Here is a 12080-nt window from a genome sequence, read left to right as displayed (position 1 = left end):
GCAGGCTCCTACGGCAAGTTTCAGCCCCAGCGAGGTAAGGATTCCAGAAACGCATATCGAGAAATCGATACGAGCCAATCGGGGCAGGAGCGGAGCGGGCCCCGCCATTACTCCGGCTTGTCTTTTCTGTCCTTCTTGCCGTCTTCCTTGCGTGAGGGTCTTTCCGCCCGTGGATCGGTAGAGCGGCCAGAGAGTACCCGCCAGAATGGAATGCGTCGGGTGACGGAGACCATCTCGTCCACCGTATCACCGATGCCGGACAGACGATCCACGGTATCTCGCAGGCCGACCAGTTCATCCACATGTTCGGAAATCTTGAACACCACCATGTAGAACTCAAGCAGGGCGCGCAGCACTGAGGCCGATACCAGGAAAGTCACCGGTGCGGCGACAAAAAAGTAGAACAGGCCGCGCCAGGTGGAGGCCATGAATGCTTCCACACAGAGGTAGAGCAGGCCCATGGCGATAGCGACCAGGGCAATGCCATACACGCCGGGCAGTACCTGGATGATCATGTACTTCTCGAAGCGGAAGTTGAACAGCTCACGCCAGTACTGCACGATCCAGAAGAAACCGCGGCGCAGTTTCACGTTCACTTTTTTGGGCGGAACCGGCTGCGGTTCCTGTTCGTTGTTATCTACCATTTTGCGTACTGCTCCTCGACGAAACCATAGCGCTCGTTGATGGTAATGGTGCTGCCATCATCGAGACGCAGGTGGCCATCGAAACGACCGAAAAGTTGATTGAAATTACTGGCGAACAGACCGAGATTGAGGCGTTCGCGGTGATTGCCGCTGGGGGTAAACGTCAGTTCGACTCGACCGCACAGGCTGCGGATTTTCCACGGCTGCATCAGATCATCACGTTGATAATCGAACATGACTCCGCCGGTGGGAATCATCACGTCATCCACCCAAAGGCAGTTTTCCGAAAAAGTGGTCTCGTTTACCCCGCAGGACAGATTCAGACCGATGCGTTTGCCGTCCGCCTCGGTGGACAGGCAGGCCCAGTTCCAGAACGTTTCCCGGCGCATGTAGCCAGCGGAGAAATCGTGATGGCCGCAGGCGTCCAGTTCCCCCAGGCACAGGTTGTCGCCGCTGCGGATCAGGGTGCCGGAGACTTTTTTTCCGGCCACCTTGTTGGCATAGACCCAACCATTGACGCCGGTGCGGGTACACAGTGACATGGGTTGGTACTGCGGACCTTCTTCCATGGTGGCCTGCAGTTGCAGATCATCCAGGGTCACCGACAGGGTCTTGGTCAGGTTGTCACCACTGGCCCGATAACCCAGTTCGATATCTACGCCTTTCTGGCGAAACCGGCTGACGCCTTCACGGGGAGAGTCGGACATCTGCAGGTCACGACCCAGCGGGGAGCGCCAGGTGAATTCCTTCAGGGTGCCGGTGCGGGGTTCGAAAATATAAAAGAATGCCATGCCCAGCCAGGCGGTATGGGCCAGGGCGCAGCCGGCCAGCAGTTCATCACTGATGATCCCGAAGTACTGGAACTGCTTGTAATGAAAGTGTCGCGCCAGGCTATTGGCACGGCCTCCCATGGGGGTGCGATAATCCGCATCGCGACCGTTTACGCGGGACACGGTGCCGGGAAAGACGCCCAATGCGACCTGCCCCTGGTCGTTTACCAGGGCAGAGGGTTGTGTCTGAAAATTCATGCTCGAGGCCAGCTGACAGGAACAATGAAGCCGGGTTCGGGACGCAATGCTGAGCAGACCATCACCGGGCGTGACTGCGACTCAACATAGTCAATGAGTTCGAGGGTATCAACAGAAGTGGTACTTTTGTCCGACATTGACGGCAGTGGCCAGTTTTTCTTATCAATCATGCGCCACTGCTGCTGCGGCAAACTGTGGCTCGGCAGCCACCAGCCCCGTTCGTGGCGTGGATGGCGCGGCGGGGTATCCGGGTGGCCATTGCGATAGAACAGCCGTCCGCGGGTGAGCAGGGCGCGGCCATCCACGCGCAGGCCGCGGTTTGCAAGCAGGCTGCGGCATTCTGGCAGGGTACTGCGTGGTAGCTGCTGCTCAAACAGATGCTGATGTTTGCGTGCCAGGGTGTCGCGGCTGTTGGGGCCGTACCAGTGATCAGTCGTGCCGAGATAGAACTTCAGGGCCAGTTCCCAGTGCCACAGTTTGCCGCTGTCACGGTCGCGCACCAGCATATCCAGTTCACCGAGGGTGGTGTTCTGGTCACGGACAGGCAGATTCCTTTCCACCAGTTCGAGGCCTTCGCTGACCGAGACCAGCGCGGCCACCCATTGTTCAAAGGCCAGCCCCAGCCGCCGGGGCGGGTTAAGGTCTTCCAGCCACTCCACGGCATTGGCAATCAGCCCGGGGTGACGCAGCCATTCACGTTTCAGCAGGGATCCTGCGTCTTCAAAGGGGACGCATTGGAGAAGGGGAGGGGCCTGTATCAGCCAGTTAAGCTGCTGGAACAGGGCCCCTTTAACCGGGCTGGCGATCATGCAGAGGTGGGCAGATCTTCCCGTTTGTGGAGTTCCGCGCGAACTTCATCCGCCCAGCTCAACCAGGCCTGCTGGTCGAGAATGCCACGGCGCAAGGTCAGGTAGGTATACATGTCCTTTTCGCTGTTGCGTTCAGCAAGGGCCTTGGCGAGGGCTTCAAAGGTGCTGAGACGTTCGCGTCGCAGGTCTGCCTGATCTTCCAGTTCACGCAATACCGCAGAGGGCTCGCTGAGGGCGCCTCCGGCAATCTTGACCATGAAGGAATCACGAATACGCGGCGGCGCGGCAGGCTTGCGCAACCAGCGGATCAGTTCGTCACGGCCCGCGTCAGTGATGCGGTACAGTTTCTTGTCAGGTTTGCCATCCTGGGGGATATGGCGGTACTTCACCATGTCCTGCTCATTCAGCTTGCCGAGCTCCAGATAGATCTGCTGGTGGGTAGCATTCCAGACCAGCCCGATGCTGTTGGCAAATTCGCGAGCGAGGTCATAACCGCTGGCTTCTTGATCTTGTAGCAATACAAGTATGGCATGGCGCAAAGACACGGCTCACTCCTCGATCCTGTTAAATATGGGTAATACCATATTGATAGTAGAGAGCCGCGTTATTGCTGCGCAATCCGTTGAATAAGTAGATTTGTAAAAACTTGGTGATGTTGCCCTTCAGTATTTGTCCTGTGTAAGTATTTGTTATTAAAAGACGTGCACTCTGTAGGTCGTCGTATTCAGTGAGCAACGAGCCGTTGGGAGAGTGTCAACGGGTACGGGGCAAAAAATTCATCAGCATGTCGGCCTGATACCTGGATGAGGCAGTGAGCTGTTCATCGTCCAGCTTCGGGACCAGATTTCGCACCAGACTGCGGGACGCCTTGCGGGTGGTTTCCACTCCCACGCTGGCCAGTTTGCGAAGCACCGGGCCAAAGCCGAGTAGCTCCATGGGCTTTTCGAAGTACCACCTGATCGATTCGTCGGTGACGGCATGCAGGTATTCCTCCAGCTCCCGGCGTGCTTCCTGGTAGTCTCCATTGGCACACAGGTCCGGCAGGTTGTTGCCCTTCATGGCCATGCTCTCACTGACCGGGAAGGCCACATACCAGCCCTGTTCACCCTGCTGGCGCACGCTGTCCATGTATTCGGCGGCAGCCTTGTTCTGGGCCAGATCCATCTTTTTGGCGCTACGACCGATCACCAAGGTGGTGGCTTTGTTGATGGTCTGACAGGTCATGTTGACCACCTTGAAAAGGCCGGGTGACAGCCCTGCTGCGTCGGCGGCACGGACCATGAAGGCCTGCAGGGCTTCGTCAATGAAAATACCCATGATCGCTTCAATTTCCTGAGGCTCCGGCTTGCTGGCGTCACCCTGCATGCGGGTGATGAAAGCATCGGTGCGGGTGTGCAGTTTGTCGCTGGAAAGGAAGGCTACATGGGGATTTGTCATTATTTTTCTCCTTGGAATGGAAGAAAGGATGATACGCAGGGCCATTCGCCTACCCAATGACCAAAAATGCCGCTTTTCTATTCCTTTTTTGTTGCCGATAGCTGATGATTCGCGGCCATTGCCGGTGTTTGGGCAAGGTAGGGAGAAATCATGTTAGGCGTCATTCAGGCCGATGCAGACCAGATCAAGCAGTGGTTGCAGCAGGCCAACATCCAGCACTACATCTGCGAACATTGCCATGGCTTGCACCTGTCCGAATTACAGGGTCGCGAAGGGGTAGTGGATGCCCGCCTGTTTGTGGAAGAAGACGGGGTGCTGCTTACCACCGAGCTGGAGGTCCGCCCGGCGGCGTTGTTTGCGGTTCAGGCAGAGCTGAGCCGACTCAATATGGCGTTCCCTTCTATAAAACTGTTCCTGGATGTGAACGACGATTCCCTGCCACGTCTGGTGGCCTGTGACCTGCTGTTGGGTCGCCGGGGTATCACCTTCGATCAGTTTATCTACTTCGTCCAGGCCACCGTGGATGCCACCCTGCAATTGATGGATGAATGCCAGGAGTACAACTGGCTGATCTGGCCGGATGAATTCGACAACGGTCCCGCCGAGGCGCTGCACTGATGCAGGACAATGCAGGTCTGGTTGGCGGCGTTGGCAGCGGCTATCTGGACGGCATTATCGACGGTCTGGTCCGTGACGGCTTTGCCGTGTCGCCAGGCTTTGCGCCCGTGTCGCTGGTGCGGGCCCTGCGCAAGGAAGCCATGGAGCGGGATCAATCCGGGGAGTTCAAACTGGCGGGCATCGGCCGCCGTCAGGATCACCAGAAGGATACCCGGGTGCGTAGTGACCGCACCTGCTGGCTGAAGGCCGGCACCCTGGCCCAGTGTCAGTGGCTGGAATATATGGAAGCCCTGCGCGTGGCCGTAAACCAGTCCCTGTTCATGGGGCTGTTTGAACTGGAATCCCATTTCGCCATCTATGGTCCCGGCGACTATTACCAGCGTCACCTGGACGCTTTTAACGGCAACAATGGCCGCTTGCTCTCCGTAGTGCTGTATCTCAATGAAGGCTGGCAAAGCGAGTGGGGTGGGCGATTACGTATCTGGCCGGAGCCTGACGCCTCCCGTATTGCCACCGAAGTGGAGCCGCGGGCGGGCACCCTGGTGACTTTCCTCAGCGAGAAAATCCCCCACGAAGTCTTGGCAGCCACCCATGAACGCTACAGTATTGCGGGATGGTTCCGATGCAACAACACTACCGCCGACTGGCTCGATCCACCGCGCTGATCCTGCTTGGCCTGCTGCTCGCTGGGCGTCTGGCTGCGCAATTGTGCGGTGAGCCGGGCCGTGATGGCAGCCAGCCGGTGGGTGAGGTGGTCAACAGCTACTTCACCGGCCCTGACACCCAGACCCTGAGCGCGGGAAGCCGCGACCTCTCATTGAGTCGGGCCCGCGGGGCTTCCCCTCTGATGGCCGGTGACCTGGCCCTGCTGATACAGGTGCAGGGCGCCACGATCGTTACCCGCAATGATCCCCGTTATGGCCAGCTACAGGACCACCAGCTGCACGCTGAGTGGGTTCGTGTGGAGTTGCTGGAAGGCAGTACCCTGCGGGTGCGAGGTGGTGGTGTTGATGGCGGTTTGAAGTTCGGTTACAGCAACCAGCCTGCAAACGGTCAGCAGGGGCGACGGCGCTGGCAGCTGGTGAGAGTTCCCCAATATGACAGCCTGTCCCTGAATCAGGATCTCAAGGCGTTACCCTGGGATGGCTACACTGGAGGGGTGCTGGCGGTAGATGTACGCCGCAAGCTGGCGCTCAATGGTCATCATCTGGATGCCTCCGCTGGCGGACTGCGTGGGGCAGCCGCGGTGTCGTTGCTGGGGGCGTTGGGCAGCCCGGACGACTGGCGCTATGCCAGCCCCACAGAAGAGGATCGCAAGGTCGCCTATGGCCACCATGGCAGCAAGGGGGAGGGCATTGCCGGTACCCCGGTGCTGTTGTTGCCGGAGGAATCCGGTTATCCCGGCGGGGACATGGCGCGAGGGGCACCCGCCGCTGCAGGTGGCGGAGGCAATGCCCTTGACCTCTCTCACCGTGCGCTGGCCAGCGGCGGCGGCGGCGGCAATGGGCGTGCCGGTCAGGATGGTCTGCCGGCGTCCGGTGGCGGCAAGGGTGGGGCCGTGGCGCCGGTGGCGTTGGTCATGGGTAGCGGAGGTGGTGCGGCGGCGCGCAGTCAGGGTGAGGGCGGTGAAGGCGGTGCCGGTGGCGGTGTCCTGCTGGTGCGTGCTGCCGGAATGTTGGGGCCGGGCGCCCTGTTATCCCGCGGTGGCGCGGGCGTGAAGGCAGGCAAGGCCGGCGGTGGCGGCGGCAGCGGCGGAACCTTGTGGCTGGATTTGCCCGCCGGCAGTCTGTTGCCGGTGACCCTGGATCTGAACGGAGGCAAGGGGGCGGCCGGGGGCGGTAGTGGTGGTGCCGGCCAACGGTTGATGGCTGGACCCCAGCCCTGGCCCGGGTTTGTGACTCTGCCAGTGGATGGTGCTCAGGGGGGGTATCGATGCCGCCCTGCGGGCCACTGGGTGTCAGGTGTGGTGTTCGAAGATAACGGCGCAGGTGATCCCGCCGCGGCCTTTAATGGTCGGCAAGATCAGGGCGAGCGTGCTCTGCCAGGGGTTGCGTTCAGGCTGGCGGATGGCAAGGGCATGGAACAGACGGTGGCCAGTGATGACGCCGGCGGGATCAGCTTGCGGCTGTCTGAGGCCCAGAGCCGGGGTCAGTCCATGACCCTGTCGGTGACGCTGCCGGATAAACGCCTGCTGCCGTTGGTGCCAGATATTCAGGGGGTCGCCGGTGAGCGTCAGGGTGAGGGCATCCGATGGCCGCTGAGCGCCACCGCGGATCGTCATTCCGGCCCCCTGCTGCTGGGACTGGTAACGCTGCCTGAATGGCGCGCACCTGCCACTCAGGCGGTCGCCGCTGGTGGCAAGGCAGTGGTCACTTTCCGCTATCTCGCCTCCCTATCCGGACACGTACAGTTCCGCACCGACAGTCCGGCTGTCAGTGGTCTGCTGATGGATCGCGGCTGCTCCGGTAACAGTGAGCGATGGAATAGCGGCAGCCGTCCCCGCTGGCGGGTGGCGGCAGGTGAAGAGCTGTGTGTACGGGTACCCGTGGCCGTGGCAGATCTGCCGGTGGACATTGCGGTTGGCGCGGTCACCGAGGCGGATCAGGCACCACCGGGGTTCCGGGTTCCTGAACAAACTGCGGCCACGCGGCTGACGATTATCCCCTGACCCCCTTGAAAGCGGTTTGCCTGTCCCCATCTCTTTTTCTGTGACACAGACCGGTCTGAAGTGTTCTGCCCGTTCCGGCAGGAGCTTCTGTCACGCCAATCTGAATTGAAGGAGCTGTTCAGCAGCTCTGTAACCATGATGCAGTGGATGCCTGCGGGGTCTGCTGTGGATGATGAGGATTAGTGTGATGAATACAGGTTTTTCTCTTGCTCCCCTGTTCCGCCATTCGGTCGGTTTTGACCGTTTTGACGAGCTGCTGGATGCTGCGCTGCGTGCGGATCAGTCCAGTGGCTACCCCCCGTACGACATTATTCGCGAGAGCGATGGCCGTTACCGTATCGTCATGGCGGTGGCCGGTTTCCGTCGCAGCGACATCGAGATTACCGTACAGGAAAATGAACTGCGCATTCGCGGTGGCCTGGCTGACCAGGACGACCAGGAACGAACCTGGTTGCACCGCGGTATTGCCCGCCGCGCTTTCGAGCGTACCTTCAAACTGGCTGATCACGTGGAAGTGGATTCCGCCGGTCTGGACGATGGCCTGCTCACGGTAACCCTGAACCGGGTCGTGCCGGAGGAGAAAAAGCCGCGCATTATCCCGGTAGCTGGCGACAGCGCTCCAACAAAAAGCAATTAATCGCTAACAGTCTGTGACGCGAATTTTGTGACACAGTAAAGGGGTCGGACAGACCCCTTTTTGCTAGTTTGAAATGGCAAGCGCGGGTGGTCAGCCCGCTGGCAGGTCTCCCGGATCTGCTGAATAACCGCGACGGGCAACCGGTTCGCGGCCCGATCAGGAAGATCGGGATCAGGGAGTGGTTCATCTCTCCCTCAACCATTGTCAGCCATAGGGAGCGGCATGCAATGAAACGCATCTATTATTTTACCAAGTCTTTGGCCTCTGTTCGTGGCATCACCAATGAACTGCAGCAGGTCGGTATCGGCGAGAATCATCTCCACGTGATGGGCAGCGACACCATGGCGATTGCCAACGCCCATGTGCATGGGACTACCCCCTGGGAAGAGACCGATATCATGCATTCCGGTTTTATTGGTGCGTTGACAGGGATGGGCGTCGGGCTGCTGGCAGGTTTCCTGCTTGCGGGCATGGACCCCTGGGGTGTGGATCTGGACAGCGGGGCCATTATCGGGGCCACCCTGTTCGGGACCTGTTTCGGTGCCTGGGTTGGTGGTCTGCGCGGTGTTTCCAGTCAGAATCATCACCTCACCCCTTACATGCAACGGGTGAGAGAGGGTGACTATCTGATGATGGTGGATGCCGATGATGACGCCCAGGCCGGCAAGATCGAAAGGGTTATGGCAGGGCATCGTCACGAGGCGGAAGAGGCGGGTCGTGAAGAGCACTTCCATCCGTTTGATTGATGGGATGCTGGATACCTGACGCTTGATGCACTGATGACATTGGTTTTCGCCCTGGCGATCATTTCGTCGTCAGGCGTCAGGCGTCAGGCGTCAGGCGTTATACATTCATCCAGTGATTTGCCACATCCAGCATCCGTTGGCTGAAACCCCATTCGTTGTCGTACCAGGCCAGCAACTTGGTTTGCTGGCCGATTTGCCGCGTGTGATTGGTATCGACAATGCAGGAGAAGGGCTGGTGGTTGAAATCGCCGGACACCAGCGGCAGATGATTGATCGCCATGATGCCCTGCAGGGGGCCGTGTGCTGCGTTGCTCAGTGCCTCGTGAATCTGCTCAACGCTGGCGGGCTGGTCCAGTAACACGGTGAGATCCGTCAGCGACACATTCAGGGTGGGGACACGCACCGCCAGACCATCCAGCTTGCCGGCCAGATGAGGCAGCACCTTGCCGACCGCTTTGGCTGCGCCGGTGCTGGTGGGAATCATGTTGACTGCCGCAGCCCGGGCGCGCAGCAGATCGCCATGGGCCTTGTCGACCAGATTCTGGTCGTTGGTGTAACTGTGGATTGTGGTCATCAGCCCCTGACGAACGGTAAAGGCCTGATCCAGGACGTCCACCAGTGGTGCCAGACAATTGGTGGTGCAGGAAGCGTTCGAGACGATCCTGTGCTCTGCGGTGAGGCTCTCGTGGTTCACTCCGAATACCACCATGGCGTCCGCGTCACCGACCGGATAGCTGCACAACACACGGGGCGCTCCGGCTTCCAGATGGTCTTGCAGGGAGGCTCGGGTCTTGAACTTGCCCGCGCATTCGATCACCAGATCCGGTTTCAAGGCTCGCCAGGGCAGTTCGTTCAGTTCCCGGTGTGACGAGCAGGGGATGCTGTGGCCATCGATTTCCAGAAAGCCGTTGTCATAGTGAACCGAATGTTCCCAGCGTCCGTGGGTGCTGTCGAAGGCCAACAGGTGGGCCAATACCTCGAAATCGGCCAGGTCATTGATGCCGACCAGGGTAAAGCGGTCACCGGCGGGGTGGTCGTGGAGGGCGCGCACAATACAGCGCCCGATGCGGCCGAAGCCGTTGATAGCAATGCGGATTTTTCCGTTGTCGGCCATGGTGCAGTCTCCTTCTACGCCATGATTTGAGTGTAAACCGGTTTGACAGTTGATCAAGCTTTGTTCAGACAGACGGCATCGTCTTGCAAAGCACTGGCGCATTGCGCACAATGCGCCCTCGCTTCGCGGCCGTCAGGCCCTTGCGCGTTATGGTCGACCCGTCGGTCCCCCCGCAACGACAAGCTGTAAACCCCGCCAGGCCCGGAAGGGAGCAACGGTAGCAGTGGACTCGTGTGCCGGGGTGTGGCTGGCGGGAAGACCTCCTAATTCCCCGCTTCAAGCATCACGCTTAGCGCACCACGCCAACGTCTCAAAACCGCGACTCGCACTGTCCTCCTATCGGGAACTTCGTTAGCATAAGCGCCTGAATTTCAATTCCTTGTCTTCCACTGGATTGCTATGAGTTATCAGGTTCTTGCCCGGAAATACCGTCCCCGTACCTTCGATGAACTGGTCGGGCAGGAGCATGTCTCGCGGGCGCTGATGCATGCGCTGGATCAGGACCGGCTTCATCATGCCTACCTGTTCACCGGTACCCGCGGGGTAGGCAAGACCACCATCGCTCGGATTCTTTCCCGTTGTCTGAACTGCGAGCAGGGTGTCAGTGCCCGTCCCTGTGGCGTGTGCCCAACCTGTCAGGAGATCAACGAAGGTCGCTTCGTGGATCTGATTGAGGTGGATGCGGCCAGCCGCACCAAGGTCGAAGATACCCGCGAGCTGCTCGACAACGTGCAGTACGCACCGACTCGTGGCCGCTACAAGGTGTACCTGATCGATGAGGTGCACATGCTCTCCGCGCATTCCTTCAATGCGTTGCTCAAGACCCTGGAAGAGCCGCCACCCCATGTGAAATTCCTGCTCGCCACCACTGATCCGCAGAAGCTGCCGGTCACGGTGTTGTCGCGCTGTCTGCAGTTCAGTCTCAAGGCGTTGCCACCGGAACAGATTGCCGGCCACCTCAAGGCGCTGCTGGACAAGGAAATGATCCGCTATGACGAGCCGGCACTGTTGTCTCTCGGCAAGGCGGCCCAGGGCTCCATGCGCGATGCGCTGAGTCTTACTGATCAGGCCATCGCCTTTGGCGGCGAACAGCTGAGCAGCGATGCGGTCAGTGCCATGCTCGGTACGGTGGATCGCAATCATGTGCTCACCCTTTTGGTGGCGCTGGCGGAGCAGGAACCGGCGGGCGTGCTCAAGGCGCTGGCGGCCGTGTGTGAGCACAGTCCCGGCGAGCTGGCGTTGCTGGACGAATTGATCAGCCAGTTGCATCAAATAGCAGTTTGTCAGGCGGTGCCCGGTGAGGCGGACGAAACGCTGACCCAGCTGGCGGCGGCACTCACTGCAGAGCAGGTACAGCTCTACTACGACGTGGCCCTGCGTGGCCGCCGTGATCTGCAGGATGCCCCGGACACCCGTGCGGCACTGGAAATGTTGCTGTTGCGGATGGTGCTGTTTACCCCGAAAGGTGTCTTGCCCGCCCAGGGGGGCGGTGCCGCCCCGGTAAAAAAGCCTGAAACGGCCACGCCATCAGCTCCGGCTGATGGCCGCCCTGACCTGCGCGCATTGCTGGACAAGCCTGCCCCTGCGGCAGCCAGTCCACAACCGGTAGCGCCGGCCCCTCAGCCTGAGCAACAGCCGCAGGTAGCCAATGCCGAGCCGGCTGCAGAGCCTGTTGCTGAACAAGCTCCCGCACCAGTGGCCGAGGCACCCAGGGCCGTGCAGACAGAGCCAGAGCAGCCGGTAGACGTGGCCGATACGCCTCCCTGGGAGGAGGATGTCCCGCCCTGGGAAGATGAGCCTGCGGGGCAAACGGCACCAGCTCAATCTGCCCAGGCTGCGCAGGTGACGCCGCAACCGGCCGAGCCTGAAACGACAGCCCCGGTCGCAGAGCAGCAAGCGCCGCTGGCACCCTTGCCGGAACCGACCAGCGATGCCGAGGTGGCCACCTGGTGGGCGGCACTGCTGTTGCGCCTGGATCTGGACGGCACGGTGCGCAACATCGCCCGCAATGCCGTGCTGGTGAGTCGTGAACAGCACATCTGGACTCTGCGCATCAGCACCGGGCACCAGGTGCTGGTGAATCGTGAGCGTCTGGATGAACTGTCCGCCGCCCTTGAAAACTACTTCCAGCGCCGCATTCAGGTGCAAGTAGAGTATGAGCAGCGGGCCGGTGACACCCCGGAACTGATGGCCGAAGCCAAACGCCAGGAAATCCTTGCCGATGCTACCCGCACCCTCCATGAGGACCCGGTAGTACAGCAACTGGTAAGCCGCTTCGACGGCCGCCTGGACGAAGACAGCGTCACCCCCAAGCAGACGGTAGAATAGTAACGCCAGATGCCAGACGCATGACGCTTAAAACAAACACCTGCGTCAGGC

At 60.2% G+C, this 12080-nt stretch carries 12 protein-coding genes and 1 other RNA gene; 7 read left to right on the top strand and 6 right to left on the bottom strand.

Annotated elements, in window-relative coordinates; translation table 11 throughout:
* Positions 1 to 107: 107 nt before the first annotated feature.
* The 5 genes from MWU49_RS04715 to MWU49_RS04695 form a co-directional block, all read right to left on the bottom strand.
* On the bottom strand, positions 108 to 644 hold the full coding sequence (locus MWU49_RS04715) for a DUF4282 domain-containing protein (RefSeq protein WP_246968805.1): 537 nt from the start codon (positions 642 to 644) through the stop codon (positions 108 to 110).
* Positions 638 to 1672 carry a DUF2804 domain-containing protein gene (locus tag MWU49_RS04710; protein ID WP_246968802.1) on the bottom strand — a complete coding sequence of 345 codons (1035 nt, stop codon included), beginning with the start codon at positions 1670 to 1672 and terminating at the stop codon, positions 638 to 640. Before MWU49_RS04710 ends, MWU49_RS04715 begins: the two co-directional genes overlap by 7 nt.
* On the bottom strand, positions 1669 to 2481 hold the full coding sequence (locus MWU49_RS04705; protein ID WP_246968799.1) for a DUF1853 family protein: 813 nt from the start codon (positions 2479 to 2481) through the stop codon (positions 1669 to 1671). The genes MWU49_RS04710 and MWU49_RS04705 overlap by 4 nt, the downstream gene beginning before the upstream one ends.
* A complete protein-coding gene (locus MWU49_RS04700; protein WP_246968796.1) occupies positions 2478 to 3026 on the bottom strand; it encodes a PadR family transcriptional regulator in 549 nt (182 codons plus the stop codon). The genes MWU49_RS04705 and MWU49_RS04700 overlap by 4 nt, the downstream gene beginning before the upstream one ends.
* A 208-nt stretch (positions 3027 to 3234) precedes the next feature.
* Positions 3235 to 3918 (bottom strand): hypothetical protein, encoded by a 684-nt coding sequence (locus tag MWU49_RS04695; RefSeq protein WP_246968794.1) that lies wholly within the window; start codon positions 3916 to 3918, stop codon positions 3235 to 3237.
* 150 nt (positions 3919 to 4068) lie between these two features.
* Here MWU49_RS04695 and MWU49_RS04690 point away from each other — a divergent pair, with 150 nt between their 5' ends.
* The 5 genes from MWU49_RS04690 (at position 4069) to MWU49_RS04670 (ending at position 8587) form a co-directional block, all read left to right on the top strand.
* Entirely contained in the window at positions 4069 to 4536 is a 468-nt protein-coding gene (locus MWU49_RS04690; protein WP_246968792.1) for a YbjN domain-containing protein, read from the top strand.
* Positions 4536 to 5201 (top strand): 2OG-Fe(II) oxygenase, encoded by a 666-nt coding sequence (locus tag MWU49_RS04685; protein ID WP_246968790.1) that lies wholly within the window; start codon positions 4536 to 4538, stop codon positions 5199 to 5201. Before MWU49_RS04690 ends, MWU49_RS04685 begins: the two co-directional genes overlap by 1 nt.
* Positions 5159 to 7204 carry a hypothetical protein gene (locus tag MWU49_RS04680; RefSeq protein WP_246968787.1) on the top strand — a complete coding sequence of 682 codons (2046 nt, stop codon included), beginning with the start codon at positions 5159 to 5161 and terminating at the stop codon, positions 7202 to 7204. Before MWU49_RS04685 ends, MWU49_RS04680 begins: the two co-directional genes overlap by 43 nt.
* 187 nt (positions 7205 to 7391) lie before the next feature.
* Positions 7392 to 7841, top strand: coding sequence for an Hsp20 family protein (locus MWU49_RS04675; RefSeq protein WP_246968785.1), 450 nt, complete (start codon positions 7392 to 7394; stop codon positions 7839 to 7841).
* A 227-nt stretch (positions 7842 to 8068) separates the two neighbouring features.
* Positions 8069 to 8587, top strand: a complete 519-nt coding sequence (locus MWU49_RS04670; protein WP_246968783.1) for a hypothetical protein — start codon at positions 8069 to 8071, stop codon at positions 8585 to 8587.
* 97 nt (positions 8588 to 8684) lie between these two features.
* Here MWU49_RS04670 and gap read toward each other — a convergent pair whose 3' ends face one another.
* Entirely contained in the window at positions 8685 to 9701 is a 1017-nt protein-coding gene (gene gap / locus MWU49_RS04665; RefSeq protein WP_246968781.1) for a type I glyceraldehyde-3-phosphate dehydrogenase, read from the bottom strand.
* Positions 9702 to 9860: 159 nt separating this feature from the next.
* Between gap and ffs the strand changes: the two genes are divergently transcribed.
* Together ffs and dnaX are read left to right on the top strand one after the other, a co-directional pair.
* Positions 9861 to 9957: signal recognition particle sRNA small type (gene ffs / locus MWU49_RS04660), an RNA gene on the top strand.
* 143 nt (positions 9958 to 10100) lie between these two features.
* A complete protein-coding gene (gene dnaX / locus MWU49_RS04655) occupies positions 10101 to 12029 on the top strand; it encodes a DNA polymerase III subunit gamma/tau (protein WP_246968778.1) in 1929 nt (642 codons plus the stop codon).
* The last annotated feature ends 51 nt before the right edge of the window (positions 12030 to 12080 follow it).

The organism is Alcanivorax sp. S6407, from assembly GCF_023016115.1.
GTDB lineage: Bacteria > Pseudomonadota > Gammaproteobacteria > Pseudomonadales > Alcanivoracaceae > Alcanivorax.
The sequence above is the reverse complement of the archived record's forward strand: the minus strand, read 5'-3'. Positions and strand labels throughout refer to the sequence as shown.